The sequence below is a fragment of the Streptomyces sp. NPDC056231 genome (assembly GCF_048270745.1).
Lineage (GTDB): Bacteria > Actinomycetota > Actinomycetes > Streptomycetales > Streptomycetaceae > Streptomyces.
The window spans coordinates 56,707-82,214 of sequence record NZ_JBLVKW010000009.1; the positions used below are offsets into that span (position 1 = coordinate 56,707).

The following is a 25,508-nucleotide window of genomic DNA, read 5'->3' on the forward strand; positions in this document are numbered from 1 at the left end:
CTTCAGCTGTCACCTGCGCGGACATCGCGCAGACATACAAAAAAGCCGCGCCCCCCAGGCTAAAACCTGGGGGGCGCGGCATCCATTCCGGGTCGGTGTGGCCCCCGTGACAGGGGCCACACCGGGGTCCGCACTAGCTCTCGGGACGGTCCTCAGGGATCGCCTCGGTGGCCGCGGCGGTGTCCGCCGGGGTCGACCCGTTGGCCGTGGTGACCCCGTTGGTGAGGGCGAGCTCCTTCGGCGAGAGCACCGGCGGCCGCGTCGACGGCGTACGCCGTGCGGAGCCGGTCCATGCCGGGCGGGCCGGACGCTTCACGATTCCGGCGAAGATCTCGGCAATCTGCTCCTTGCCGAGGGTCTCCTTCTCCAGCAGCTGGAGAACCAGGTTGTCGAGAACGTCGCGGTTCTCGACGAGGATCTCCCACGCCTCGTTGTGCGCGGTCTCGATGAGCTTCTTGACCTCTTCGTCGACGAGCGCCGCGACCTCTTCCGAGTAGTCGCGCTGGTGGCCCATCTCCCGGCCCAGGAAGGGCTCGGTGTTGTCGCCGCCAAACTTGATCGCGCCGAGCCGCTCCGTCATGCCGTACTGCGTGACCATCGCGCGGGCCGTGGCACTGGCCTTCTCGATGTCGTTCGCAGCGCCGGTGGTCGGGTCGTGGAAGACCAGCTCCTCGGCCGCGCGTCCGCCCAGCATGTAGGCCAGCTGGTCGAGCATCTCGTTGCGCGTCGTGGAGTACTTGTCCTCCTCCGGCAGCACCATCGTGTAACCGAGGGCACGGCCGCGGGAGAGGATCGTGATCTTGTGCACCGGGTCCGAGTTGGGGGAAGCCGCCGCGACCAGGGCGTGTCCGCCCTCGTGGTACGCGGTGATCTTCTTCTCCTTGTCGGACATGATCCGGGTCCGCTTCTGCGGGCCCGCCACGACGCGGTCGATCGCCTCGTCCAGCATCTCGTTGTCGATCAGCTTCTGGTTGCTGCGCGCCGTGAGGAGCGCCGCTTCGTTCAGCACATTCGACAGGTCGGCACCGGTGAAACCGGGCGTACGACGGGCCACGGCGCCGAGATCGACGTCCGGGGCGACCGGCTTGCCCTTCTGGTGCACCTTGAGGATCTCGAGACGGCCCTGCATGTCCGGCCGGTCGACCGCGATCTGCCGGTCGAAGCGGCCCGGGCGCAGCAGCGCAGGGTCGAGGATGTCCGGCCGGTTCGTGGCGGCGATCAGGATGACGCCGCCCTTCACGTCGAAGCCGTCCATCTCGACGAGCAGCTGGTTCAGGGTCTGCTCACGCTCGTCGTGACCACCGCCGAGACCCGCACCGCGGTGCCGGCCGACGGCGTCGATCTCGTCGACGAAGACGATCGCCGGGGCGTTCGCCTTGGCCTGCTCGAACAGGTCACGGACCCGGGAGGCACCGACACCGACGAACATCTCGACGAAGTCGGAACCGGAGATCGAGTAGAACGGGACGCCGGCCTCGCCCGCGACGGCGCGCGCGAGCAGCGTCTTGCCCGTACCGGGAGGCCCGTACAGCAGGACGCCCTTGGGGATCTTCGCGCCGACGGCCTGGAACTTCGCCGGCTCCTGGAGGAACTCCTTGATCTCGTGGAGTTCCTCGACAGCCTCGTCGGACCCCGCCACATCGGCGAAAGTCGTCTTCGGGGTGTCCTTGGTGATCAGCTTGGCCTTGGACTTGCCGAACTGCATGACCTTGGAGCCGCCGCCCTGCATCTGATTCATCAGGAACAGGAAGACGACCACGATCAGGACGAAGGGCAGCAGCGAGAGAAGGATCGAGATGAACGGGGACTGCTTCGACGGCGAGACGGTGTAACCCTTCTCGATGTCACCGCTCTCGAACTTCTTCTGCAGCGTGTCGGCGAGCTGGACACCCTGGTCACCGATGTAGCTCGCCTGGAACTTGCTGCCGGACTCGCCCGCGAGTTTCTGGCCGTCCTTCAGCTCGATCTTGAGGATTTGTTCGTCGCCGGTGGTCAGCTTGGCCTGGTCCACCTGGTTCTTGCTGATCGCCTGGATCACCTTGCCGGTGTCCACCGTCTTGTAGCCGCCCGACGAGCCGACGACCTGCATCAACACGACCACGGCGAGGACGGCCAGCACGATCCACATGACCGGCCCACGGAAGTATCGCTTCACGTCCATCCATACGGAGCGAAGTCGCCCCGTCCCTCCTGCCCGTAGGTAAATGCTGCTGTGAGAATAAGACTGTTTCTTCGGACGGTACCCCAGCATTGTCGCCTGTGACCGCCTGGGCCGTCTGTCAAACCCGCCTTCAAAGGCTCCAACGGCGGGAACCCGTCAAGGGTTCCCGGGGGTGCGCCCAGGTCGGGTGCGGGCCGGAGGAGGGCTGCGGGGCCTTCAGCCGCCGTAGACGTGCGGGGCGAGCGTGCCGACGAAGGGCAGGTTGCGGTACTTCTCCGCGTAGTCCAGCCCGTAGCCGACGACGAACTCGTTGGGGATGTCGAAGCCGACCCACTTGCAGTCGAGCGCGACCTTCGCCGCGTCCGGCTTGCGCAGCAGGGTGCAGATCTCCAGGCTGGCGGGTTCACGCGACCCCAGGTTCGACATCAGCCAGGACAGGGTCAGGCCCGAGTCGATGATGTCCTCGACGATCAGGACGTGCTTGCCCTTGATGTCGGTGTCCAGGTCCTTGAGGATCCGGACGACACCGGAGGACTGGGTGCCCGCGCCGTACGAGGAGACAGCCATCCAGTCCATCGTGACGGGGGTGGACAGCGCGCGCGCCAGGTCCGCCATCACCATCACGGCGCCCTTGAGGACACCGACGATGAGCAGGTCCTTGCCCGCGTACTCCGCGTCGATCTTCGCGGCCAGCTCGACGAGCTTCGCGTCGATCTCTTCCTTGGTGAGGAGCACCGACTGAAGATCGGTGCTCATGTCCTTCTCGTTCACCCACGTCTCTTTCTTTGCCTGCCCGGCCCGGGGTGGTGCCCCGGCCGTGCGCAGCCGCTCGCCTGCATGTCAGCCGCTTGTGCTTCAGCTCTGCCGAATCACCAGTCTGCCACCCTGGCGCCGGGCTTCGACGCGGCCGGGCAGGTTGATGGCCTGCTGGCCGCGCCAGCCGGTGATCAGACGGTCGACTTCCTCGATGTGGCGGGCGAAGAGGGAACCGGCCGGAGCGCCTGCCTCTACAGCCGCCCGGCGCAGCACCCGACGGCGTACGGCAGGGGGCAGCGCGAACAGCTTGGCGCAGTCCAGCTGCCCGGCGTCGTCCCGTACGGCGGTGTCGGCCTCGGCGGCCCAGGTGTCCAGGGCGTCGGCGTCGTCACGGGACAGCTGCGCGGTCCGGGCCAGGGCCTCGACGACGCCTTTGCCGAGCGCCTTCTCCAGGGCGGGCAGGCCCTCGTGGCGCAGCCGGGAGCGGGTGTAGGCGGGGTCGGTGTTGTGCGGGTCGTCCCAGACGGGCAGGGACTGGACCAGGCAGGCCTTGCGGGCGGTCTGCCGGTCGAGCTGCAGGAAGGGGCGACGGTAGCGGCCGGCCGGGCCGGAGGCGGCGGCCATGCCGGAGAGCGAGCGGATGCCGGAGCCGCGGGCGAGGCCGAGCAGGACGGTCTCCGCCTGGTCGTCACGGGTGTGGCCGAGCAGGACGGCGGCGGCGCCGTGGCGCTCGGCCGCGGCGTCCAGGGCCGCGTAGCGGGCGTCGCGGGCGGCGGCCTCGGGTCCGCCGTCGCGGCCGACCTGCACGGCGACGGCCTCCACCGGATCGAGGTCCATGGCGGCGAGGCGGGCGACGACCTCGGCGGCGCGGGCGTCGGACCCGTCCTGGAGGTTGTGGTCGACGGTGATGCCGCCGGCCCGGACGGCGAGTTTGCGGGCCTCGAAGGCGAGGGCGGAGGCGAGCGCCATGGAGTCGGCGCCGCCGGAGCAGGCCACCAGCACCAGTGGGGCGTCGGGGCGTTCGGGGAGTGCGGGGCGCCGCCTGCCCGAACCGGCCTCGGCGAGCTCGGGGCGCGGGGCGCGTTCGGTGCGTTCGGCGAATTCGTTCAGTACGTCGTGGAGTACGCGGCGGACCGCCAGGCGTATCGCCGCGACCGCAGGATGGGGACCCATGTCCGGTGCCCTTCGTGAAGTTTCGGGGGTGCCTCGGAGCGTCGGGACGGGAAGAGTGCCGTCACCCAGAGTGCGTCGATCGTGACAGAGCCAAGTCGTTCATCGAGCATTGCACGCCTTCCCATGCCCCTACGGTCCCTCGGATGGGTGATTACCGGGGCGTACTTCTTCCGGCTTTCCCCATCGGCCGCCTCATGATCACGACTCTGCCTTACGGTGCACCCTCGCGATCCAGTCCACCGGTTTGGCGATCTCGGCCTTGGTGGGGAGCGTGTTCGGAGAGGTCCAGACCCGGTTGAAGCCGTCCATGCCGACCTCGTCGACGACGGCGCGCACGAACCGCTCGCCGTCCCTGTACTGGCGCAGCTTGGCATCGAGGCCGAGGAGCTTGCGCAACGCCTGGTCGAGGCGGCTGGCGCCGCGCGCCCGGCGCTGCTGGAACTTCTCCCGGATCTCTCCGACGGAGGAGACGACCTCGGGACCGACGCCGTCCATCACGTAGTCGGCGTGTCCTTCGAGCAGCGACATCACGGCGGTGAGCCGGCCGAGGATCTCGCGCTGGGCGGGCGTCTGGACGAGCTCGACGAAGCTGCGGCCGCCGTCCTCGCCCTCCTCGCCCTCGGGCGTGCTGCCGGCGAGCGACTGGGCGGCCTCGCGGAGCCGTTCCAGCACGGTCATCGGGTCGACGTCGGTCTCGTCGAGGAACGACTGGATTTCGCCCTGCAGATGGTCGCGGAGCCAGGGGACACCGGTGAACTGGGTGCGGTGGGTCTCCTCGTGGAGCGCGACCCAGAGCCGGAAGTCGTGCGGGTCGACGTCGAGTTCGCGCTCGACATGGACGACGTTCGGGGCGACGAGCAGCAGTCTGCCACCACCGCTGAGGGAGGCCGGGAGCTCACGGCTCGCGGGAGCGAACGTCTCGTACTGTCCGAGGACCCGGGAGGCCAGGAACGACAGCAGCATGCCCAGCTCGACGCCGGTCACCTTGGAGCCGACCGCGCCGAGCACGGCACCGCCGGGGCTGCTGGAGCGCCGGTTCTCCATTTTCGTCAGGAGCGGACGGAGCAGTTCGCGGAAGCCCGCGACGTTCGCCCTGATCCAGCCGGCCCGGTCGACGACCAGGACCGGGGTGTCCTCCGGTTCGGTCCCCTCCGGGATCATCCGGGTGAAGGAACGGACGTGCTCCTCCGACGCCTTGGCATGTCTGCGGAGCTCCGCGACGACCTCGCGGGCCTCCTCGCGGCTGATGTCGGGTCCCGGCCGTACGAGCCGGGTCGCGGTCGCGACCGCGAGATTCCAGTCGACCATCTCGGCACCACCGATGCTCGTCATGCGTCAACCGTACGTGCTCGGGTCCGCCCGCGGTGTGCTGTTGACCGGCTCATCGGGTACGGACGACGAGGCTCGTGGCGAGGGCGTCGAGGGCCGACTGGGCCTCGGACGGTGACGTCGTGCCGGACGCCAGGAAGGCGAAGGCGAGCAGTCGGCCCCGTGCGTCCACGACCGTTCCGGCGAGGGTGTTCACCCCGGTGAGGGTGCCGGTCTTGGCGCGGATCAGTCCGGTGCCGCGCGAGGTCGAGGTGTACCGGTTGCCGAGCGTGCCGGTGAAACCTGCCACCGGGAGGCCGGTCAGGACGGGGCGCAGCTCGGGGCGGCCGGGTTCGGCGGCGCGAGCGAGGAGGCCCGCCAGCAGCCCGGCGGTGACCTTGTCCTTGCGGTTCAGTCCGCTGCCGTCGGCGAAGTTCGCGCCGGCCAGCGGCAGGTGCAGCTTCTTCAGCCGGGCCGTGACGGCCCGTCGGGCGCCGTCGAAGTCGGCCGGTTCGCCGGCGGCCAGGGCGGTCTGCCGGGCCAACGCCTCGGCGATGTCGTTGTCGCTGTTGGTCAGGGCCCGTTCGACCAGGGCGGACAGCGGGGCGGAGAGATGTGTGGCGACCGGCCGGGACGCGGCGGCGGCGCGGCCCCGCGCGGGGGCGGACCGGGTGCCGATACCGGCGTCGTTCAGGAGTCCGGCGAAGGTGCGGGCGGCGTCACCGGCCGGGTCGCCGCTGCGCGGGGCGGGTCCGCTGTCCGTCCGGTCGAGCCGCCCCTCGTCCAGCATCAGGGCGCTGACCGGGGCGATGTTCTCGTTGGGGCCGATCGGGTGCCGGGCGGGGCCGGAGTACCGGGAGGTGTCGTACCGGAGCCGGACTGAGTCGACCCCGCGGTCGCGCAGGGCTCGTACGGCCCCGGCGGCCAGTTCGCGCAGCGCCGCCTTGTCGAGGGTGGGGTCGCCGCCGCCCACGAGGGTGAGGGTGCGGGAGTCCGGCGACGCCCGGACGGTCGTGGCGATGCGATGGTCGGGGCCGAGTGCGGAGAGTGCGGCGACGCCGGTGGCGATCTTGACGGTGGAGGCGGGTGTCATCGCGGTGTCGGCCCCCTTCCCGTACAGCCGCTTGCCGGTGGCCGTGTCGATGACGACGCCGGTGCGGGCGGTGCCGAGCGCGGAGGAGTCCAGCAGCTTGTCGAGGGTGGTGCGGAGAGCGGCCGCCGCTCCGTCCGGGGCGGCCTTGTCGACCCGGGTGCCGAGGGCCGCGAGGACGGCCGGGGCACTGGGGGCGGGGGCCGGCGTGGCGGGCGCGGCGGACACGGCGGGTTCGTGATGTGCGCCACCTGTGCGGTCCCGGGCGGCTGTCCACTGCCGCTCGGCCTTACGCTGACCCGAGTCCCAGGGGCCGGCGGCGAGGACGGCGCCGGCCGCGAGCGCCAGGCCGAGGACGGCGGAGCCTGCCGTGAACTGCCAGTTGCTCCATCCGTTCACCGTGTCCAGGCAGCCCGCCACGGTCGGCCTGCGCAACGCGTTCAACGGGTTGATCGACGGTCTTTTCACCGGCTCGGTCACCGTTGACCAGCCCCTTTCGCGAGCACACATCTCCGTGGGGGACACTTAATCACCAGTCGTATGTGTTGATCATGGAGGAGCCACCCGTGGAGTTCGACGTCACCATCGAGATCCCGAAGGGTTCGCGGAACAAGTACGAGGTGGACCACGAGACCGGTCGGATCCGCCTGGACCGTCGACTCTTCACCTCGACCAGCTACCCGGCGGACTACGGCTTCGTCGAGAACACCCTCGGCGAGGACGGCGACCCGCTGGACGCGCTGGTCATCCTGGACGAGCCGACCTTCCCCGGCTGCCTCATCAAGTGCCGCGCCATCGGCATGTTCCGCATGACGGACGAGGCCGGCGGCGACGACAAGCTGCTGTGCGTCCCGGCCTCCGACCCGCGGGTGGAGCACCTGCGCGACATCCACCACGTGTCGGAGTTCGACCGCCTCGAGATCCAGCACTTCTTCGAGGTCTACAAGGACCTGGAGCCCGGCAAGTCCGTCGAGGGTGCCGACTGGGTCGGCCGCGCCGAGGCCGAGGCCGAGATCGAGGCCTCCTACAAGCGCCTCGAGGCGCAGGGCGGCAAGCACTGACACTGCGGTGTCCGTGACTGCCGCACGGGCGTGAGCCCGGTTCCGCTTACGGCCTCCCCCGCGGTCGGGAGCCCACTCCCTGCCGTGGGGCAGGCCGTTACGGTTCCCGCTGCGGTTCCGTGAAGAGTTCGGCGCAAGGAACGGGCGGTACACCCCTCACCGGTGTGCCGCCCCTTTCGCATATGCGCACATGACCGTGCCCATACTGGGGCAGGAGCGCAACCCAAGACGCGCAGCCAAGAAGGAGCGAGGTCCAGTGGTGGCGGAACCGGGCGGTCCCGAGGATCAGAAGCCCCAGTCCGACGAGGCGCGCAGCGCCTTTGTCCCGCCGGCCGGGGTGGAGCGCCCCGCAGCGCCGTCCGAGGACGACCACCCCACCTCGGAATTCGCTCTCCCGGCCGGTCTGACGACCGAACCGCAGGGGTCCGGATCCGGCCCGGGACCGGGTTCCGCTTCCGGCTCCGGACCGGGTTCGGACACGATCGGTTCGGCCTTCGCCCCGCCGAGCACGTACAGCGCCAGCCAATCGCCGCCCGCCTTCACTCCCGCGCACGGCATGCCGATGATCCGGCTGACCAAGGAAGCTCCCTGGCAGGACCGGATGCGCACGATGCTGCGGATGCCGGTTGCCGAGCGGCCGGCGGCCGAGCCGGCCCAGAGGCCCGATGACACGGGACCCGCGGTGCCGCGTGTGCTCGACCTGACGCTGCGTATCGGGGAGTTGCTGCTCGCGGGTGGTGAGGGCGCGGAGGACGTCGAGGCCGCGATGTTCGCGGTGACCCGCTCGTACGGTCTCGACCGGTGCGAGCCGACAGTCACCTTCACCCTGCTGTCGATCTCGCACCAGCCGTCGCTGGTCGACGACCCGGTGACGGCGAGCCGTACCGTACGCCGCCGCGGCACCGACTACACCCGGCTGGCCGCCGTCTTCCGGCTCATCGACGACATCACCCACGAGGACGTCGAGGTCTCCCTGGAGGAGGCGTACCGGCGGCTCGCCGAGATCCGCCGCAACCGGCATCCGTACCCCGGCTGGGTGCTGACACTGGCCGCCGGCGGGCTGGCGGGTGCGGCATCGGTGCTGGTCGGCGGCAACGCACTGGTCTTCGTGGTGGCGGCGATCGGCGCGATGCTCGGCGACCGGTTCGCCTGGCTCTGCGCCGGGCGCGGGCTGCCGGAGTTCTACCAGTTCGTGGTGGCGGCGATGCCCCCGGCCGCCATGGGGGTCGCGCTGACCCTCACCCACTCGACGGACATCCAGCCGTCCGCAGTCATCACCGGTGGGCTGTTCGCGCTGCTGCCGGGGCGGGCCTTGGTGGCGGGCGTCCAGGACGGCCTGACCGGCTTCTACATCACCGCGGCGGCCCGGCTCCTCGAAGTCATGTACCTCTTCATCGGCATCGTCACCGGGGTGCTGCTGGTCCTGTATCTGGGAGTGCAGCTGGGGGCCCAGCTCAATCCGGAGACGCGGTTCGTGGTCCACGACCGGCCGGTGGTGCAGATCCTGGCGTCGATGGCCCTCTGTTTCGCCTTCGCGATCCTGTTGCAGCAGGAGTGGTCCACGGTGCTCGCGGTGACCCTGAACGGCGGTGTGGCCTGGGTGATCTACGGGGCGATGGCCCGGACCGGCGGTATCTCACCGGTGGCGGCCACGGCGGTGGCCGCCGGGCTGGTGGGGCTGTTCGGGCAGCTGCTCTCGCGGTACCGGTACACCTCGTCGCTGCCCTTCATCACGGCCGCGATCGGTCCGCTGCTGCCAGGTTCGGCGACGTACTTCGGTCTGCTGGGTGTCGCGCAGAACGATCTGGTCCGGGGGCTCGCCTCGCTGTCGACCGCGGTGGCGACGGCGCTGGCCATCGCGATCGGGGTGAATCTGGGAAGCGAGATCTCCCGGCTGTTCATGCGGGTGCCCGGAGCAGTCGGCGGGGCGAACCGCCGCGCGGCCAAGCGGACGCGCGGCTTCTGACCCGGGTACGGGACAGCCCTCAGCAGCGGTCAGCGCTTGGCGTGGCGGCCGCGCTGGCCCGTGGACGGGGCGCCGTCGCCGACGATCGGGCCCCGGCCTGCGCCGCCCCCGGCGGTCACTTCCTTCTTCGACTTGCTGCGGGCGCGCAGGAACTCGACAGCGATCGGCACCACCGAGATCAGCACGATCAGGATGAGCATCGCCTCGATGTTCTTGCGGACGAACTCGATCTGCCCGAGCCCGGCACCGAGCAGGGTGACCCCGACGCCCCAGAGCACACCGCCGATGATGTTGAACGTGATGAACGAGCGGTAGCTCATCCGGCTCACACCGGCGATGATCGGCGTGAACGTACGCACGACAGGCACGAAGCGGGCCAGGATCAGCGACTTCGGCCCGTACTTCTCGAAGAAGTCGTGGGCCTTCTCGACGTTCTCCTGCTTGAAGAGGCGGGAGTCGGGGCGCTTGAAGAGCGAAGGCCCGACCTTGCGGCCGAAGAGATAGCCCACCTGGTCCCCGATGACCGCCGCCAGCGCCACCAGGACGCAGACCAGCCACAGCGGGGTGTGCAGCTTGTCCGTCGTCACCAGCAGACCCGTGGTGAACAGCAGGGAGTCGCCGGGCAGGAAGAAGCCGATCAACAGCCCGGACTCGGCGAAGACGATGACCAGCACACCGAGCAGTCCGAACTGCCCGATGAGATAGTCCGGGTCCAGCCAGCTCGGTCCGAGCGCAAGCGTATTCAAGGGTCCGGGCTCCAGGATCGGTCGATGGCGGCTGCGTGGCTGCCCAAAGCTATCAACGCCTGATGACGGCTCCGGGTTCCAGTGGACCTCACGGGGATGCACACCGGGTGAACCGGGACAAAGCTGTCCTCAGGAGGTGCCACACGATGGGCATTGAGGATTACGGCGGCGGGCAGACGACACAGTCCGATGTCCTGGTCGTCACCACCAACGACGCCCCCGGGTACCGGGTGACCCGGGTGATCGGTGAGGTGTTCGGTCTGACCGTGCGCTCGCGTCACCTCGGCAGCCAGATCGGCGCCGGGCTGAAGTCGATGATCGGCGGCGAACTGAAGGGGCTGACCAAGACCCTCGTCCAGACCCGCAATCAGGCCATGGACCGGCTTGTCGAGCAGGCGAAGGCGCGCGGCGCCAACGCGGTGCTGATGATGCGGTTCGATGTGACGGAGTCGGCCGATGCGGGCACGGAGGTCTGCGCGTACGGCACGGCAGCCGTCGTCGAGAAGGCCTGACCGTCCCGACGGGGGCCGACGGGGGCCGAGGTGCTCTCGACCCCCGTGCCCGGAGTTACGCCCGGCGCTCGGCATTGGCATTGATCGCATCCCGCAGGTGTTCGGCCAGCCCGGGCCCGATCGACTCGTAGTAGGCGCGGAACTGCGGATCGCTGACGTACATCTCGCCGAGCCCACGATGGATGTCGTAGGTGCACTCGTAGAACCATGTGGAGATGTGGAGCCGGTGTGCCTCGGCGAGCTCCATCGCCCGCTCCCCGGTGGCGGGTTCGCCCGCCTCCATCACCGCGGTGTACGCCTCGCTCCACTCGGCGACCTCGGCCCGCATCCGCTTCCAGTCGTCCTTGGTGTACCGGGCCACCCGGCGCTGCGACTCCGCGTACGTGGCGGTGGAGCCCCAACGGCGCTCCGCCTCCTCCGCATGCTCCTCCGGGTCCTTGGCCCCGAAGACCTCGAACTTCTCCTCGGGCGTGAGATTGATACCCATCTTCCTTGCCTCCATGGCTGTTTCGACGGCGGCGGCCATCTTCTGGAGTTCGGCGATCCGGTCGGACAGCAACGCGTGCTGGCGGCGCAGGTGGTCCTGCGGATCCGCTGCCGGGTCGTCGAGCAGCACCGCGATCTCTTCGAGCGGGAAGCCGAGTTCCCGGTAGAACAGGATCTGCTGCAGCCGGTCGAGGTCGGCGTCGCTGTAACGCCGGTGCCCCGCGTGGCTGCGCCCGCTGGCCGACAGCAGCCCGATCCCGTCGTAGTGGTGCAGGGTCCGCACCGTGACTCCGGCGAACCCGGCGACCTGTCCCACGGCAAAGTCCACGGCTCTCCGCTCCCTTCTGCTTTCGCTCTGTACGTCGGTGCGTCGGTGCAGACCCGAGCCTGAGCCCTGACGTGACGTGAGGTGCAAGCCCGAATTGCCCTCACACCTTGACGCAATGGAGGGTTATGCGGCTTTTGCATCGTCATGGTGACCCGATGGCCTCCGACTCCGGCGCTCTCGCCCGGACCACCCCGGCGCGCCGGCTGCTGTTCCTCATCGTGCCCGCCCTGGTCGTCGGGACGGCCGCGGCCCTGGCCCTGCTCGCGCGTTCCAAGCGCTGCGGCATCCGGTCCTGATGCTGACCGCCGGCGGTCTGCTGCTCGGGCTGCTCGGCGCGCTCGGCGGGCATCTCACCCTCTTCAAGGGGCTGGCCGAGGTGAAGGAGCTCAGCGCCGATCCGAGCGGCTGGTCGCCCGGGCAGTTCGCCGCCATGGCCGTGGTGAAGACAGCCGCCCTGGTGATCGCCACAACCTGTGGTTTCCGGGGCGGGCGGATCTTCCCGTCCGTCTTCGTGGGCGTCGCGCTCGGCATGTGCGCCCATGCGCTGGTCGGCACGGTCCCGTTGGCCCTCGCGGTGCCGAGCGCGGTGCTGGGGGTCCTGCTGGCCGTCACCCGGCAGGGCTGGCTGAGCCTGTTCACGCCGGCGGTGCTGGTCAGTGACTCGGGAGTGCTGCCGCTGCTCTGCGTCGCCTCCCTGCCGGCCTGGCTGTTGGTGACCGGAAGGCCGCAGATGCAGCTGCGCGCGGACGGCACACCGCTGCGGTGAGCCGGGTCCCCTCCCGGTGCCGTCCGACGCGCCGGTCACGACAGTTGTCCGTATCGTCGCATTCGTATGGTCATGCGTCGCCCTGCCCCACGGAGGATTGTGCAATGCCCACGTCCGTCAACGTCGCCGTCATCTACTACTCCTCCACCGGCACCGTGGCCACCATCGCCAACGCGATCGCGGAGGACGCCGAGAAGGCGGGTGCCCAGGTCCGGCTGCGCAGGGCCGCCGAGCTCGCCCCGCAGGCCGCCATCGACTCCAACCCCGCCTGGGCGGCCAACGCGAAGGCGACCGCCGACATCCCCGTGGCCGCGCCGGACGACATGGTCTGGGCGGACGCCGTGATCTTCGGTACGCCGACCAGGTTCGGCAACGTCACCTCCCAGCTCAAGCAGTTCCTGGACACCCTGGGCGGCCTCTGGCAGGCGGGCCGTCTCGCGGACAAGGTGTACAGCGGCTTCACCTCCACCAGCACCACGCACGGGGGGCAGGAGTCCACGCTGCTCGCCCTGTACCACACGATCCACCACTTCGGCGGCATCCTCGTCGCTCCCGGATACACGGACCCGTCGAAGTTCGTCGACGGAAATCCGTACGGCACCTCGCACGTGGCGGGGCAGGGCGACATCCCGGTCGGTGAGCAGACGCTGACCGCCGCCCGGGTGCAGGCCGATCGCGTCGTGAAGTTCACCCGTGCCATCAAGGACGGCCTCGCGGCCGCGAGCTGACCCCGAGCGCCGACCAGTGCCGTGACCGCCGATGTCTGCCGGAAGGGGCACTGGACCGCCGTAAGAGCCACCACCAGCTGAGAAGGGCTGTCCGCCGATGCCTCTCCATCAGGGTTCGAACCACGGCAGAGGGCCGTCCGAGAAGCACCGCAAGCTCGCCCTCAACCCGTTTTTCGGGGAGGCGGACCCGACCGCGGGTATGACGTCCGCGCCCCCCAGACATCAACTGCCCGACGGTCCGATGCCGCCCTCCACCGCGTACGGACTCGTCCATGACGAGCTGATGCTCGACGGCAACTCCCGGCTCAATCTCGCCACTTTCGTCACCACCTGGATGGAGCCCGAGGCCGGCTCACTGATGGGCGAGTGCCAGGACAAGAACATGATCGACAAGGACGAGTACCCGCGCACCGCCGAGCTGGAACGGCGCTGCGTGGCGATGCTCGCCAACCTGTGGAACGCCCCCGACCCGGCGGCGGCCGTGGGCTGTTCGACCACCGGCTCCAGCGAGGCCTGCATGCTCGCCGGCCTGGCGCTCAAACGACGCTGGGCCGCCAGGAACGCCGACCGCTACCCGGCGACCGCCCGGCCCAATCTGGTCATGGGCATCAATGTGCAGGTCTGCTGGGACAAGTTCTGCAATTTCTGGGAGGTCGAGGCCCGGCAGGTCCCCATGGAGGGCGGCCGCTTCCATCTCGACCCGCAGGCCGCCGCCGAGCTCTGCGACGAGAACACCATCGGTGTCGTCGGAATCCTGGGCTCCACCTTCGACGGTTCGTACGAGCCCATCGCCGAACTCTGCGCCGCCCTGGACGCACTGCAGGAGCGCACCGGGCTCGACATCCCCGTCCATGTCGACGGTGCGTCCGGGGCGATGGTGGCACCGTTCCTGGACGAGGACCTGGTATGGGACTTCCGGCTTCCCCGGGTGTCGTCCATCAACACCTCCGGGCACAAGTACGGCCTGGTCTACCCGGGCGTCGGCTGGGCGCTCTGGCGCTCGCCCGCCGAACTCCCCGAGGAACTCGTCTTCCAGGTCAACTACCTGGGCGGCGACATGCCGACCTTCGCGCTGAACTTCTCCCGGCCCGGCGCCCAGGTGGTGGCTCAGTACTACACGTTCCTGCGGCTGGGGCGGGAGGGCTACCGGGCCGTTCAGCAGGCGTCCCGCGATGTGGCGAGCACACTCGCCGCCCAGATCGAGAAGCTGGGCGACTTCCACCTCCTCACCCGGGGCGACGAGTTGCCCGTCTTCGCGCTGACCACCGCGCCCGATGTGCGGGCGTACGACGTCTTCGACGTGTCACGGCGGCTGCGCGAACACGGCTGGCTGGTGCCCGCGTACACCTTCCCCGCCAACCGGCAGGACCTGTCGGTGCTCCGGGTGGTGTGCCGCAACGGTTTCTCCTCGGACCTCGCGGAACTGCTCATGGAGGACCTGCGCCTGCTCCTGCCCGACCTGCGCTCCCAGCGGCATCCGTTGAGCCACGACCGGGAGGTCCCGACGGCGTTCCATCACTGAGTCAGGGGCTAGCGGCCGAGCCGGGCGAACCTCCGCACCGCCAGCGGCAAGAACACCGCGATCAGCACCAACGGCCAGACCACCGCGAGACGTTCGGCATGGACGGACGCCCAGGAGTCCTCGGAACCGCCGGGGTTGCCGAACAGCCCGCGGACCGCCGTGGCCGTCGCCGACATCGGGTTCCATTCGACGACCGCGCCCAGCCAGCCCGGCATCGACGCCGGCGTCGCGAAGACGTTGGAGAGGAAGCCGACCGGCCAGACCAGGATCTGCACCGCCTGCACCATCTCCGGCTTCCCCGCGACCATCGCCAGCTGGATGCCCGCCCACAGCATCGCGAACCGCAACAGCAGGAGCAGACCGACCGCGCCCAGCGCCGCGGTGACCCCGTTGTGCCAGCGCCAGCCGACCGCATAGCCGACGCCGATCATCACCGCGAGCGACGCCACCGACTGGAGCATGTCCGCGACGCTCCGGCCGACCAGCACCGAACCGGAAACCATCGGCATGGCGCGGAACCGGTCGATGACGCCCTTGGTGAGGTCCTGGGTGACCGCGAGCATGGTCGCTTCCAGGCCGAACGCCATGGTCAGCGCGAGCATGCCGGGCACCAGGAATTCGGCGTGGTCGCCGTCGACGCCTCGGCCGCCGCCGACCAGATACGTGAACATCAGCAGCAGCATCACGGGAAAGACCAGGCCGACGACGAGCTGCACCGGTTGCCGCGCCCAGTGGGCGAGTTCGCGCCGGGTCATCGTCCAGGAGTCGGCCAGCACCCAGCCGACCGCGCTCGTGCTGGTGCGCGTACCGATGGCACTCATGCGGCAACCTCCGTGTCTGCGCCCGTGAGCGCCAGGAAGACCTCGTCCAGGGTGGGGCGGCGCACCGCGATGTCCTCCGCCTCGATCCCTGCCTCCTGCAGCGCCCGCAGCGTCCGGGTGAGCGTCGCCATCCGGTCCCCGACGGGCGCCCCGATCAGCCGCCGGTCGGCGTCAAGGACCGTGCCGCCCGTCAGAAGCGCTGCCGCGGAGCCCAGTTGGGATGCGTCACGGACGACGACGTCGATACGGTCCCCGCCGATCCGCTCCTTCAATGTGTCGGCGGTGCCGTCCGCAACCACCCGGCCGCCGTCGATCAGCGAGATCCGGTCCGCGAGCTGGTCGGCCTCCTCCAGATACTGCGTGGTCAGCAGGACGGTCGTGCCCCCTCCGACCAGGGAGCGCACCGACGACCACACCTCGGCGCGTCCGCGCGGGTCGAGTCCGGTCGTCGGCTCGTCCAGGAAGAGCACCTCGGGATCGGTGATGAGGGAGGCGGCCAGATCGAGCCGCCGGCGCATACCACCGCTGTACTCCTTGACCGGCTTGCGGCCGGTGTCCGCGAGCCCGAATCGGGCCAGCAGTCCGTCGGCCCGCACACCCGCCCGGCGTGCGCCCAGGTGGTACAGCCGGCCGAACATCTCCAGGTTCTGCCGTCCGCCGAGCTCCTCGTCGAGGGCGGCGTGCTGCCCGAGCAGCCCGATCCGCCGCCGGACCTCACCGGCCTCGCTCCGCACATCGAACCCCGCCACCTCGGCCCGGCCCCCGTCGGGGCGGAGCAGCGTGGACAGGATGCGTACGGCCGTGGTCTTGCCCGCGCCGTTGGGGCCGAGCACGGCGTGCACCGTGCCCCGGCCGACCGTGAGATCGAGGCCGTCCAGGGCGCGCTTGCCCCCGTACCTCTTGTGCACATCGTCGAGAACGATCGCGTCCGCCACCCTCGCCACACCCTCTCGTCGCCACAACAAGACGTCTAGTCAAACTTGACTAGATGGGGAAGGTAACCGGAGCCGACCCATTCGTCAAACTTGATTAGTCGAGATCCCCGGGATCCGGGACACCGGTCGCGTACGGGTTCTCCTCACCCTCGGCGAGTACTCCGACGAACGGATCACCCTCTCCCGCGAAGGTGTACGCGCCGCCCTCGATCCGCTCGATCAGCCCCAGGGTCCACTCGGCTCCCGCGTCCGCCGAGTGAACCCACATGTTCATGATCTCGCCGATGTGACCGAGCGATCCGGGCCCGGCCTCCGGCGTGTAGTACTCGGTGACCGACGCCCGCCAGGCCGCCAGCCCCGCCACCCGCTCCTTGAGCAGCGCGACCGCCTCGGACCGCTCCAGATCGACGATGAAGCCGATGCCCGCCGACAGCACGTCCATCTTCTGGTCGTACGAGGTCAGCGCCGCGCGCAGCAGCGAGAAGTACTCCTCGGTACCCTTCTCGGTGATCTCGTACTCGGTACGGGGCGGGCCGCCCGCGGTGCTCGGGGCGATCTCATGGGCGATCAGCAGCCCGTGTTTCGCCATCTGCTTCAGGGCGTGGTAGACCGAGCCCGGCTTGGCGTTGGACCACTCGTGGGCGCCCCAGTACTCCAGGTCGTTGCGGACCTGATAGCCGTGCGCCCGGCCGTGCTGACGTACGGCACCGAGGACCAGCAGCCGGATCGCGGACATCCCACTCACCCTTCCTATTCAACTTTGACTAGGGTAGCCCGCCTCCTCGGCGACCAGCTCGAAAGCGGTCCGGCCGTCCAGGGACTCCCGGATGATGTCCGCGTGGCCGGCATGCCGGGCGATCTCCTCGACGAGATGGACGACCAGCCAGCGCATCGAGCAGCGCTCACCCTTCGGGAACCAGGGCGCCTCGGGAAGCGGGAACGTGTCGTCCATGCTCTCCACCGAGCGGATGAACTCCTCGGTCTCCGCCGCGGCCTTCGCCCAGAACTCCAGCATCTGCGGGACTGTCTCGTCCCCGACCAGCCGGAAGCTGTCCCCCCAGGTCTCCTCGGTGCGGGCATTCTCGTTGGGGCGCTGCTGGGCGAGGCACAGCCAGTTCACCTCGGTCTCCGCTACATGCTTGAGCAGCCCGGAGAGGGAGAGTTCGCTGGCGCTCGGCCGGCTCGCCGCCTGCTCCTCGGTGAGCCCGAGCAGCGAGCGCCGGATCGCGCCGCGCTGGGCCTCGACGAAGGAGAGGAGCACGCCGCGCTCGTCGCCGTGAACGCCTGCGGGAACGTGAGTGACCATGATGTCCGCCCTTCGGGACCGTTCGAGCCTGGGCTCGGTGTCTTCCTGACACCGACCAAGCTACGGATCCTTGCGGACAGCTTCCGTCCTCAACTGGCGGGCATCAGAGCGAGAATTCGGTCCGGCCGTGCTGGATCGAGATCCACTTCTGGGTGGTGAACGCCTCCACAGTGGCGTCGCCGTTCAGCCGCCCGGTCCCGGAGAACTTCTCGCCGCCGAACGCCACCAACGGGTCATCCGCGATCGTGGAGTCGTTGACGTGGAACATTCCGGTCACGATGCGCTGCGCGAACCGCACCCCACGCTCGGCGTTCCCGGTGTGCACGGCGCCGCTCAGCCCGTACGGAGTGTCATTGGCGATCCGTACGGCCTCCTCCTCGCCGTCGAACGTCATCAGCAGCGCCACCGGACCGAAGATCTCCTGAGCGAGCAGCGGCGAGTCGTCCGTGAGCCCCGTGAGGACGGTCGGCTCGACGAGATTGCCGCGGGTGCTGCCCCGCACGAGCGCCGTGGCGCCTTCGGCGACCGCCTGGTCGACCAGCGCGGTCAGCGCGTCCGCCTGGAAGGTGTTGATGACCGGGCCGATCTGGGTTTCGGGGTCACGCGGGTCGCCGGTTCTGAGCGCCGCCACCTTGGCGACGAACTTCTCCGTGAACTCGGGTGCGAGGGAGCGGTCCACCAGGATGCGGTTGGCGGCCATGCAGACCTGCCCCTGGTAGACGAAGCGGCTGAAGACGGCCGCGTCGACCGCGTAGTCGATGTCCGCGTCGTCCAGCACCACCAGGGCGCTGTTGCCGCTGAGCTCGAGGATGGCCCGCTTCAGAAGACCGCCCGCGGTCGCACCGACATGGCGGCCGACCCGGTCCGAGCCGGCGAAGGAGATCACTTTGGGCACGGGGTGCGCTATCAGCGCGTCGCCGATCTCGGCGATGTCGGTGACCAGGACGTTGAGCAGTCCGGCGGGCAGCCCGGCGTCCTCGAAGATCTTGGCGATCAGTCCGCCGCCGACGACGGGAGCGTTCTGGTTGGGCTTGATGACGACCGCATTGCCGAGCGCCAGGGCCGGTGCGACCGACTTCATCGTCACCAGGAAAGGGAAGTTGAACGGGCTGATCACGCCTATGACGCCGACGGGCAGCCGGTAGACGCGGTTCTCCTTGCCGTTCAGCGGGGACGGCAGGATCCGCCCCTCGGGGCGCACCGCCTGCTGGATCGCCTCGCGCAGGAAGTCCTTGGCGCAGCGGATCTCGAACTCCGCCTTGAGCCGCGTGCCGCCCAGTTCGTCGCCGATCGCCCCGACGATGTCCTCGGTGCGCTCCTCGGTGATACGCAGGGCGCGTTCGAGGACGAGGCGCCGTTCGTACGGGTTGGTGTTGGCCCAGACCCGCTGGGCGCGCTCGGCGGCACGGTAGGCCTCGTCGACCTCCTGCGCGGTGGCGACGGTGATCGCGGCAAGCTTTTCCCCGTTGTACGGATTGAAATCGATGATGTCCCACGAGCCCGTGCCGGTCCGCCACTCACCGTCGATGTACTGGCTGGCCAGCTCGTTGAAGAAGGACATGCGATCCCTTACTGCAGGTGCAGACTCCTGGTGATACGTCATCGTACTGATGAATCAGGACAGTTGGAGAAGCCCGCGGAGCAGATCGCGGCTCTCTTCGGGACCCGGACTTTCGTCGTGGAGCCGCGTCATCGCCCTTTCGTACTGGGCGACTTCCTCGGCCTTGTCCAGATAGAGCGCACTTGTCAGCTGCTCCAAATAGACAATGTCCGACAGGTCGGATTCCGGGAATCGCAGCATCGTGAAGGAACCACTCTCTCCGGCATGCCCGCCAAAACTGAAGGGCATCACTTGAAGCGTGATGTTCGGGTGTTCCGACATTTCGATCAGATGACGCAATTGCGCGCGCATCACCTCGCGTTCGCCGTACGGGCGGCGCAGTGCCGCTTCGTCCAGCACGGCGTGGAAACTCGGAGCGCGTTCGGAGACGAGGACCTTCTGCCGCTCGAGCCGGAGCGCGACCCGGCGGTCGATCTCGGCAGCGGGGGCGCCGGACATACCGCGGGAGACGACGGCGTGCGCATAGGCCTCGGTCTGCAACAGGCCATGGATGAACTGGACTTCATAGATCCGGATGAGCGAGGCCGCCCCCTCCAGACCGATGTACGTCTGGAACCAGCCGGGCAGCACGTCTCCGTAACTGTGCCACCAGCCCGCCACGTTGGCCTCGCGGGCCAGACCGAGGAGCGAGTCGCGCTCCACCTCGTCCGTGACCCCGTAGAGCGTGAGCAGGTCCTCGACGTCCCTGGCCTTGAAGCTCACCCGTCCCAACTCCATGCGGCTGATCTTCGATTCGGAAGCACGGATGGAGTAGCCGGCCGCCTCGCGGGTGATGCCGCGTGAGTCGCGCAGCCGCCTGAGCTGAGAGCCCAGCAGGATGCGCCGCACCACAGATCCACTCGACTCGCCTGCCGCCACTGGTCCAACCCTCCCCATCGCTTCCTGGGCATCGGGGCACCCCCTGAACCCCAAGAGCCGGATTCTGCCATCAAAACGCTTCGGCCCGTACTCGTTCGATTACAGAAATGAGAAGACTTCCGGAAAGCCATGAAACTGTCTGCAGGGAGAAATGAGCAAGAACCAGCACGGGGTCGGACAGGTCCGGCGCGTGCACGTGCATCTGCCCTTGCATCTGCTCAGCGCATTCGGAACCATGGGCCCCGCGCACCTGCGTGCTCGTTCGTGTTGTCCGCTGTACCACCGCAGTACCGCTACAGCCGCGAATCCCGGGAGTGCCTCGCATGGGGACGAATGGATCGACGATGCTCGGGCCGTTAAGGCAGGGGCTTCCCCCCGCCGATCCCTCAGCCGCCTCCGGATCAGCCACCTGCACCCTGCCGGCCCGGTACGAAGCCGTCGGTGGGGCCCGCCAGTTCACCAAGGCGACGCTGGCCCGGTGGGAGCTGAGCAGCCGTTTCGACGACGTCGCCCTGGTCGTCTCCGAACTCGTCACCAACGCGCTGCGCCACGCACTGCCCGACGACGTCCTGGGGGACCCCCAGGAGGCTCCGGTAAAGCTGCACTTGATGCACTGGTCGTCACGTCTGGTGTGCGCGGTGCGCGACCCCAGTCAGGCGAGTCCGGTGGCTTCCGAGGCGGCGGACTCGGCGGAGTCGGGCCGCGGTCTGTTCCTGGTCGAGTCGTTCAGTGACGGCTGGGGCTGGCACCCGTCCCCCGCACTGGGTCCGGAGAATCCGGCCGCGGGCTCGCAGGCCCTGCGCGGCAAGGTGGTCTGGGCGCTGTTCCGGCTCTCCGACACCGTCTGACGCACGCGGCCCGGCGCGGCGTTCCCCGCACACGGCCTGCGCTTTCCGCCTGGACGGCGGTCAGCCGCCCGCTATCAGATGATCGAACTCCCCGTCCTTCACGCCGAGCAGCAGCGCTTCTATCTCGGCCGGTGTATAGACCAGGGCGGGCCCGTCGGGGTGGCGTGAATTCCGCATCGCCACATCACCGTCGGGCAACTTGGCGAACTCCACGCAGGATCCCTGGGAGTTGCTGTGCCTGCTCTTCTGCCAGACGACTCCGCGAAGCTCTGTGGCGGCCATGCCGTTGTACACGTGGTGCACAGGACGCTCCCCGAGTTGCAAGGTGCAAGTGTCAACTGGTTCGGATCATAGCCGTGTTCATATGCCGATGCATGAGCAGATGCACGTGCACGCGGGGTGTTCTCTTGATTACAGCTTTACCGTCGTCCGCCCGCCCGCTCTCACGGAGAGACAGACGAACAGAGCGTCTATTTGGCTCCCGGCAGCAGGAGTTGCCCCGTAAATGGATCGGAACTCCCTGGTAACTTTGGGCGGTCTTTCGTCAACAAGGGGGAATTTCAGGTGCACTCACTCGTACGAACCGGCGCCGTCGTCGTCGCGGGTCTGGCCGCCGCGGTCGCGTTGACGGGCTGCGGCAGTGACAGCGGGAAGAGCGACTCGGACAAGGGCGCAGCCGACGGTCCCGCCTCGGCACCGGCCGACGGCAGCGACAGCGGTTCCGCGCGAGACGCCGCGGCGCTCGACGGGACATGGGCCGGGGTGACCGACGGCAAGGCCGTCGCCCTGTCGGTCACCGCCGGCAAGGCCGCGCTCGTCGCCGACGCCCACGTCTGCTCGGGCGAGGTGAAGGACATGGGCAAGGTGATGCTGGCGCTGAAGTGCACCGACGGCGACACCGCCCGCACCATGGGAGCCATCGCGTCCAACGACGGCAAGACGCTCGTCGTTCAGTGGGACGCCGGTGGCAAGGACACGCTGGCCAAGACGGAGCCGGGTACGCTGCCGACGGGACTGCCGGGCCTGCCCACCCCGTGACGCGGGAGCGCTGCCGGACCGTTCAGCTCCGTCCGGCACCGCTCGTTTCGGGCCGGGGGCCCGCGCTGCCGTCCAGTGCCTGGGAGAACTCCTCCAGGGACTCCAGCAGCAGACCGGCCCCGTTCCGTACGACCGGGTCGGATGTCCGCCCGCGCTGCCGGTCCTCCTCGTCCCACCGCTCCAGCGCCTCACGGACCGCGTCCCAGTGCGGTGCACGGCGCTCCCGCACCTCCTTCGCGCCCCGCTCGGTGGCCCGGCGCAGCGCGGCGGCGAGTTGCGCGGCGGCGGGGACCGGAGCGGCATCGCCCTCCGGCAGGTGCGCCTCCATCAGCATCCCGGCCCGGCCCAGCTGGGCGAGGGCGTGCTGGGCGTCCTCGGCGGCCGTGCGGGAGAGGCCGCGGTGGCGCACGGGCTCGTGCTGGGCCCTCGCGACCGCCTCCTGCCAGGCCACGCGGGCTTCGCGGGAGGCAAGGAGCGCGGCACGGACGTCCTCGGGGCCGCGCTCCCCCGGATCCGCGTACTGGTCGACGACTGCTGCGGCGTACCGCCCGCCGGCCGCCAGCCAGTCGCCGAGTCGGTTGCGCAGCCGAGGGGTCTCCCAGGCCGGGTAGACGGCGTACGAGATCATCGCGAGGAGCCCGCCCACCAGGGTGAGGACGACACGTTCGGCCACGGTCTGCGACCAGACGTCGCCCGCCATGCCGAGCAGGAAGACGACGTACGCGGAGACGCACGCCTGGCCGACCACGTACCCGGTGCGCATCAGCAGGTACATCAGCAGGGCGCAGCCGACGGCGAGCGCGGCGGCGGGGCCGGCGCCGGGATGGACGGTCCGGACGATGACGGTGGCGACGAAGACCCCGACGATCGTGCCGCCGAACCGGCCCGCGGCTCGGGCGTACGTCTGGGCGAACTCCGGCCGCATCACCATGATGGCGGCCATCGGCGCCCAGTAGCCGTGCCCGAACGGCAGGGCGACGCCGATGAGATAGCCGACGGCGACGACGGCTGTGACCCGGACGGCGTGCCGCAGGATCGGCGAACCGGGGCGCAGTTCGGCGCGCATCGTCCGCAGGACGACGGGGACCAGCCGCAGCAGGGTGGGGCGGCGGCGGTGCGGCGCGATCGTGTCGGCCGCTTCATCGGCCTCCACCCGGTCCTCCTTCGTCCCGTCGCCCTCGGCGGTCTCGATGACATCGGCGAGCAGCGCGCTGAGGCGGCGCGCGGCACGGCGCGCGGATCCGGTGAGGATCGCCCCGGTGTCGGGGGTCTTCAGGGCGGCGATCGCGGGGGCGGGGAGACGCACCGGGGTGCCGTGCCGGATGGCGCCGGCCGCGGCGTCCAGTACGGAGGCTGCGGCGGCGAGGAGTTCGCGGGCCCGGTCGCGTTCCGGACCTTCGGCGGGGGCGCCCACTGCCGGGTCCGCGAGCGAGGCGAGCACCGGCCTGATCCGTTCGGCGACGCCGCGGAAGCCATGCAGTTCGGCGGGGCGGTGGCGGGCCTGGCGTGGGGTGACGGCGGCGGCGCTGCGGGCGGTCATCAGCGGGACCGGGTCGAACGTGGCGACCGGGTCGTGGCGCAGCCTGCGGGCGTAGTCGGCCTCCGCCGCCAGTGCGCCGGCGAGGGCGTCGCGCTGGGCGCCCCATCTGCGTACCGGAAACAGGACGATCAGCGCCGCCTGGACGACTCCGCCGAACGCGATCATCACAGCGTGCAGGGAAGCCTGGGCGACGGAGGTGGGGAGGGTGATCGTGACCAGCATGATGCCGACATTGGATGCGGCGATGATGCCGCCCGTCGGCCCGGCCGCCCAGGCCAGCCCGGCCAGGAACGTCCAGAGGACCAGCAGGACCATGAACAGCGGGAGATGGACGCCGGTGAGATAGCCGAGGAACGTCGATACCGCGAGACTCGCACCGGAGACCAGGGCCAGGACGGGCCGAGGGCGCCAGCTGCGCTGGAAGGTGGCGATGGCCGCCTGGAACGCACCGAACGCGGAACTGGCGGCGACCACCGGCCCGAAGAAGGCGAGGCCGACCCCGATGACCAGGGCGAGTCCGGCCGCGCCACGGATCGCGATCAGCGGTTCGAGGCGCCGCCGCTCGATCGTCAGCCCCGAGCGGGCGGTCTCCCTCAGCGCCCGGAGCCAGCCCATGGACCGAGCCTAGTCGGAATGCCCCTTATGGGGATTTCCGGTCATCCGGTCGACCGAGAGGCGCCGCCCGCTCGCGTACGCGCCGCTACCGGGAACCGTCGATGCCCGGCCGCTGCTCGCCCATCCGGGCCCGGTCGGCGGCGGCCGTGCCGTGCGCCCAGCCGTCGCCGTCCGTCACTCCGCGCACCCGGGTGCTGGTCGTCCGAGGGAACATCCGGTCCGCGGCGTCCGTGACCGCCACGTCCCTCGCCGCCAGGACCGGCAGCAGATCGTCGTCGGCGGCGGCCCCCTCCGAGGCCGAGGCCGCTGTCACCCGGGCGGTGTCGGACGCCAGGCGCGCGCCCAGCCGCTGGACGTACGCCATCAGGAAGGACTGACGGAACGTCTTGGTCCGCTTGCGCCCTCCGGCCCGCTGGCCCGCCTCGGCCTTCGCCATCGCCGCCGTGCCCTGGACCAGCAGGGAGGTGTACAGCAGTTCCACGGCCTCCAGGTCCGGCTCGAAGCCGACGACCGTCGAGAAGCCGAGCTCGCTGTTCCACACGGCACGGCAGCGGTTCGCGGAGGCGACGGCGTCGAGCAGGATCGCCTTCGCCGTCTCGTACGGGGCATCGACCCCGATCCGGCAGGCGCCCGGCGCCGCCTTGCTGTGCGTGCGGGCGGCGAGGAGGGCCTCGTCGATGGAGTGCCGGGCCATCAGCTCCTGCGCCTTGGTGGTGAGGGCCTCCGCCTCCTCCGGGAACCCGGTCGCCTCCGCCTTCGCGAGCAGCGCGCGGATCCGGGTCAGCATGCGGGGTTCGTCGTGCGCGGGCGGCAGATCGAGCAGGCGGCCGGAGGCGCCGGGCGGCGGGCCGACCGGCTCGATCGAGGGGAGCCGGAGCAGCAGCCGGTAGAGACCGAGGAGGGCGGAGGCGTACGAGAACCGGTCGGGCCGGTTCCGCGGCGGCGGCGCGGGCAGCTCGGCCAGCTGGGACCGCCAGCGTGGCGGCAGCTGCTCGTACCGGCCGGTCTCCGCGGTGATCAGGCCGGCGGCGAGCCCGGCACCCGTCTCGTCGAGTTCGCGGCGGACGATCCGTACGACATCGGCGGGCTGCCAGCCACGCTCCCAGGCACGGCGGACGAATTCCTCTCCGCGCCGGACCAGTTCCGCGTCGGCGGCCGGATCGGCGGCGAGGAGGGAGGCACCGGTGTCGAGACCGGCGTCGCCGTCCGAGTAGAGGGCTGCCGAGAATGCCTGGTCGATCACCGGTTCCATGAGGTCAGGGTAGGCAGGGCGGCGCGGCGGGGTAGGCCTGGCCCTACCCCGGAGACGGGTTCTGGTGGTCG

The 25,508-nt window shown here is 69.9% G+C and carries 24 protein-coding genes and 1 pseudogene; 9 read left to right on the forward strand and 16 right to left on the reverse strand.

All coding sequences use genetic code 11. The annotated features are described in order from the left end of the window. Nucleotides 1-133: 133 nt before the first annotated feature. The 5 genes from ftsH to dacB all read right to left on the reverse strand — a co-directional run bounded on the left by ftsH (nt 134) and on the right by dacB (nt 6,968). Complete coding sequence (ftsH, locus tag ACNPQM_RS10380) at nt 134-2,161, reverse strand: ATP-dependent zinc metalloprotease FtsH (RefSeq protein ID WP_358858781.1); 2,028 nt, start codon at nt 2,159-2,161, stop codon at nt 134-136. A gap of 216 nt (nt 2,162-2,377) precedes the next feature. Beyond that, nucleotides 2,378-2,917, reverse strand: a complete 540-nt coding sequence (gene hpt, locus ACNPQM_RS10385; RefSeq protein ID WP_358858782.1) for a hypoxanthine phosphoribosyltransferase — start codon at nt 2,915-2,917, stop codon at nt 2,378-2,380. 99 nt (nt 2,918-3,016) lie between these two features. After that, complete coding sequence (gene tilS, locus ACNPQM_RS10390) at nt 3,017-4,090, reverse strand: tRNA lysidine(34) synthetase TilS (protein WP_418083785.1); 1,074 nt, start codon at nt 4,088-4,090, stop codon at nt 3,017-3,019. Between the two features lie 198 nt (nt 4,091-4,288). Next, a complete protein-coding gene (locus ACNPQM_RS10395; protein ID WP_358858784.1) occupies nt 4,289-5,422 on the reverse strand; it encodes a zinc-dependent metalloprotease in 1,134 nt (377 codons plus the stop codon). A gap of 49 nt (nt 5,423-5,471) precedes the next feature. Beyond that, a complete protein-coding gene (gene dacB, locus ACNPQM_RS10400; protein WP_418083786.1) occupies nt 5,472-6,968 on the reverse strand; it encodes a D-alanyl-D-alanine carboxypeptidase/D-alanyl-D-alanine-endopeptidase in 1,497 nt (498 codons plus the stop codon). An 86-nt stretch (nt 6,969-7,054) separates the two neighbouring features. Between dacB and ACNPQM_RS10405 the strand changes: the two genes are divergently transcribed. Together ACNPQM_RS10405 and ACNPQM_RS10410 are read left to right on the forward strand one after the other, a co-directional pair. Then, entirely contained in the window at nt 7,055-7,549 is a 495-nt protein-coding gene (locus tag ACNPQM_RS10405; RefSeq protein ID WP_037691000.1) for an inorganic diphosphatase, read from the forward strand. A 256-nt stretch (nt 7,550-7,805) separates the two neighbouring features. After that, complete coding sequence (locus tag ACNPQM_RS10410) at nt 7,806-9,515, forward strand: threonine/serine ThrE exporter family protein (protein ID WP_358858830.1); 1,710 nt, start codon at nt 7,806-7,808, stop codon at nt 9,513-9,515. A 29-nt stretch (nt 9,516-9,544) separates the two neighbouring features. Here the strand turns inward: ACNPQM_RS10410 and ACNPQM_RS10415 are convergent, their stop codons facing one another. Further along, nucleotides 9,545-10,261, reverse strand: coding sequence for a DedA family protein (locus ACNPQM_RS10415; protein ID WP_418083787.1), 717 nt, complete (start codon nt 10,259-10,261; stop codon nt 9,545-9,547). 146 nt (nt 10,262-10,407) lie between these two features. On the opposite strand from ACNPQM_RS10415, the gene ACNPQM_RS10420 reads away from it, so the two are divergent. After that, complete coding sequence (locus tag ACNPQM_RS10420) at nt 10,408-10,773, forward strand: YbjQ family protein (protein WP_358858787.1); 366 nt, start codon at nt 10,408-10,410, stop codon at nt 10,771-10,773. A 55-nt stretch (nt 10,774-10,828) separates the two neighbouring features. On the opposite strand, the gene ACNPQM_RS10425 is transcribed toward ACNPQM_RS10420, so the two are convergent. Beyond that, on the reverse strand, nt 10,829-11,587 hold the full coding sequence (locus ACNPQM_RS10425; RefSeq protein ID WP_418083788.1) for a MerR family transcriptional regulator: 759 nt from the start codon (nt 11,585-11,587) through the stop codon (nt 10,829-10,831). A gap of 155 nt (nt 11,588-11,742) precedes the next feature. Between ACNPQM_RS10425 and ACNPQM_RS10430 the strand changes: the two genes are divergently transcribed. The 4 genes and pseudogenes from ACNPQM_RS10430 to ACNPQM_RS10445 all read left to right on the forward strand — a co-directional run bounded on the left by ACNPQM_RS10430 (nt 11,743) and on the right by ACNPQM_RS10445 (nt 14,603). Beyond that, nucleotides 11,743-11,883 (forward strand): hypothetical protein, encoded by a 141-nt coding sequence (locus ACNPQM_RS10430; protein ID WP_418083789.1) that lies wholly within the window; start codon nt 11,743-11,745, stop codon nt 11,881-11,883. Continuing rightward, a pseudogene (locus tag ACNPQM_RS10435) lies at nt 11,850-12,353 on the forward strand (chloride channel protein); the annotation flags it as partial. The gene ACNPQM_RS10430 and the pseudogene ACNPQM_RS10435, both read left to right, overlap by 34 nt. Nucleotides 12,354-12,457: 104 nt before the next feature. Beyond that, the gene (gene wrbA, locus ACNPQM_RS10440; RefSeq protein ID WP_358858789.1) at nt 12,458-13,081 is read left to right on the forward strand and encodes an NAD(P)H:quinone oxidoreductase; all 624 of its coding nucleotides are present in this window, start codon (nt 12,458-12,460) and stop codon (nt 13,079-13,081) included. Nucleotides 13,082-13,178: 97 nt separating this feature from the next. Next, nucleotides 13,179-14,603 (forward strand): glutamate decarboxylase, encoded by a 1,425-nt coding sequence (locus ACNPQM_RS10445; RefSeq protein WP_418083790.1) that lies wholly within the window; start codon nt 13,179-13,181, stop codon nt 14,601-14,603. A gap of 8 nt (nt 14,604-14,611) precedes the next feature. Here the strand turns inward: ACNPQM_RS10445 and ACNPQM_RS10450 are convergent, their stop codons facing one another. From ACNPQM_RS10450 to ACNPQM_RS10475, 6 genes are all read right to left on the reverse strand, one after another. Continuing rightward, on the reverse strand, nt 14,612-15,424 hold the full coding sequence (locus tag ACNPQM_RS10450) for an ABC transporter permease (protein WP_418083791.1): 813 nt from the start codon (nt 15,422-15,424) through the stop codon (nt 14,612-14,614). Then, a complete protein-coding gene (locus ACNPQM_RS10455; protein WP_418083792.1) occupies nt 15,421-16,359 on the reverse strand; it encodes an ATP-binding cassette domain-containing protein in 939 nt (312 codons plus the stop codon). The genes ACNPQM_RS10450 and ACNPQM_RS10455 overlap by 4 nt, the downstream gene beginning before the upstream one ends. Nucleotides 16,360-16,453: 94 nt before the next feature. Next, nucleotides 16,454-17,095 carry a PadR family transcriptional regulator gene (locus ACNPQM_RS10460; protein ID WP_358858793.1) on the reverse strand — a complete coding sequence of 214 codons (642 nt, stop codon included), beginning with the start codon at nt 17,093-17,095 and terminating at the stop codon, nt 16,454-16,456. Between the two features lie 18 nt (nt 17,096-17,113). Then, nucleotides 17,114-17,665: a DinB family protein gene (locus ACNPQM_RS10465; protein ID WP_358858794.1), complete on the reverse strand. Its 552-nt coding sequence runs from the start codon at nt 17,663-17,665 to the stop codon at nt 17,114-17,116. Between the two features lie 103 nt (nt 17,666-17,768). Continuing rightward, nucleotides 17,769-19,226: an aldehyde dehydrogenase family protein gene (locus ACNPQM_RS10470; RefSeq protein WP_418083793.1), complete on the reverse strand. Its 1,458-nt coding sequence runs from the start codon at nt 19,224-19,226 to the stop codon at nt 17,769-17,771. A gap of 54 nt (nt 19,227-19,280) precedes the next feature. Further along, complete coding sequence (locus ACNPQM_RS10475) at nt 19,281-20,162, reverse strand: helix-turn-helix domain-containing protein (RefSeq protein ID WP_358858796.1); 882 nt, start codon at nt 20,160-20,162, stop codon at nt 19,281-19,283. Between the two features lie 305 nt (nt 20,163-20,467). On the opposite strand from ACNPQM_RS10475, the gene ACNPQM_RS10480 reads away from it, so the two are divergent. Next, nucleotides 20,468-20,992, forward strand: a complete 525-nt coding sequence (locus ACNPQM_RS10480) for an ATP-binding protein (RefSeq protein WP_418083794.1) — start codon at nt 20,468-20,470, stop codon at nt 20,990-20,992. Nucleotides 20,993-21,052: 60 nt separating this feature from the next. Here the strand turns inward: ACNPQM_RS10480 and ACNPQM_RS10485 are convergent, their stop codons facing one another. Beyond that, nucleotides 21,053-21,295, reverse strand: a complete 243-nt coding sequence (locus ACNPQM_RS10485) for a DUF397 domain-containing protein (RefSeq protein WP_037690973.1) — start codon at nt 21,293-21,295, stop codon at nt 21,053-21,055. Nucleotides 21,296-21,556: 261 nt separating this feature from the next. Here ACNPQM_RS10485 and ACNPQM_RS10490 point away from each other — a divergent pair, with 261 nt between their 5' ends. Further along, nucleotides 21,557-22,030 (forward strand): hypothetical protein, encoded by a 474-nt coding sequence (locus ACNPQM_RS10490; protein ID WP_418083795.1) that lies wholly within the window; start codon nt 21,557-21,559, stop codon nt 22,028-22,030. Nucleotides 22,031-22,052: 22 nt separating this feature from the next. On the opposite strand, the gene ACNPQM_RS10495 is transcribed toward ACNPQM_RS10490, so the two are convergent. Continuing rightward, nucleotides 22,053-24,185, reverse strand: a complete 2,133-nt coding sequence (locus ACNPQM_RS10495) for an FUSC family protein (protein ID WP_418083796.1) — start codon at nt 24,183-24,185, stop codon at nt 22,053-22,055. 85 nt (nt 24,186-24,270) lie between these two features. Further along, nucleotides 24,271-25,437, reverse strand: coding sequence for a DUF2786 domain-containing protein (locus tag ACNPQM_RS10500; protein ID WP_418083797.1), 1,167 nt, complete (start codon nt 25,435-25,437; stop codon nt 24,271-24,273). Between the last annotated feature and the right edge of the window lie 71 nt (nt 25,438-25,508).

What these genes read in the sequence shown, in the direction of transcription:
- ACNPQM_RS10500 (WP_418083797.1), bottom strand. Translation starts at nt 25,437, where the DNA reads ATGGAACCGGTGATCGACCAGGCATTCTCGGCAGCCCTCTACTCGGAC.
- ACNPQM_RS10495 (WP_418083796.1), bottom strand. Translation starts at nt 24,185, where the DNA reads ATGGGCTGGCTCCGGGCGCTGAGGGAGACCGCCCGCTCGGGGCTGACG.
- ACNPQM_RS10395 (WP_358858784.1), bottom strand. Translation starts at nt 5,422, where the DNA reads ATGACGAGCATCGGTGGTGCCGAGATGGTCGACTGGAATCTCGCGGTC.
- ACNPQM_RS10450 (WP_418083791.1), bottom strand. Translation starts at nt 15,424, where the DNA reads ATGAGTGCCATCGGTACGCGCACCAGCACGAGCGCGGTCGGCTGGGTG.
- ACNPQM_RS10460 (WP_358858793.1), bottom strand. Translation starts at nt 17,095, where the DNA reads ATGTCCGCGATCCGGCTGCTGGTCCTCGGTGCCGTACGTCAGCACGGC.
- ACNPQM_RS10465 (WP_358858794.1), bottom strand. Translation starts at nt 17,665, where the DNA reads ATGGTCACTCACGTTCCCGCAGGCGTTCACGGCGACGAGCGCGGCGTG.
- ACNPQM_RS10430 (WP_418083789.1), top strand. Translation starts at nt 11,743, where the DNA reads ATGGCCTCCGACTCCGGCGCTCTCGCCCGGACCACCCCGGCGCGCCGG.
- hpt (WP_358858782.1), bottom strand. Translation starts at nt 2,917, where the DNA reads ATGAGCACCGATCTTCAGTCGGTGCTCCTCACCAAGGAAGAGATCGAC.
- tilS (WP_418083785.1), bottom strand. Translation starts at nt 4,090, where the DNA reads ATGGGTCCCCATCCTGCGGTCGCGGCGATACGCCTGGCGGTCCGCCGC.
- ACNPQM_RS10470 (WP_418083793.1), bottom strand. Translation starts at nt 19,226, where the DNA reads ATGTCCTTCTTCAACGAGCTGGCCAGCCAGTACATCGACGGTGAGTGG.
- ACNPQM_RS10445 (WP_418083790.1), top strand. Translation starts at nt 13,179, where the DNA reads ATGCCTCTCCATCAGGGTTCGAACCACGGCAGAGGGCCGTCCGAGAAG.
- wrbA (WP_358858789.1), top strand. Translation starts at nt 12,458, where the DNA reads ATGCCCACGTCCGTCAACGTCGCCGTCATCTACTACTCCTCCACCGGC.
- ACNPQM_RS10475 (WP_358858796.1), bottom strand. Translation starts at nt 20,162, where the DNA reads ATGGGGAGGGTTGGACCAGTGGCGGCAGGCGAGTCGAGTGGATCTGTG.
- ACNPQM_RS10480 (WP_418083794.1), top strand. Translation starts at nt 20,468, where the DNA reads ATGGGGACGAATGGATCGACGATGCTCGGGCCGTTAAGGCAGGGGCTT.
- ftsH (WP_358858781.1), bottom strand. Translation starts at nt 2,161, where the DNA reads ATGGACGTGAAGCGATACTTCCGTGGGCCGGTCATGTGGATCGTGCTG.
- ACNPQM_RS10420 (WP_358858787.1), top strand. Translation starts at nt 10,408, where the DNA reads ATGGGCATTGAGGATTACGGCGGCGGGCAGACGACACAGTCCGATGTC.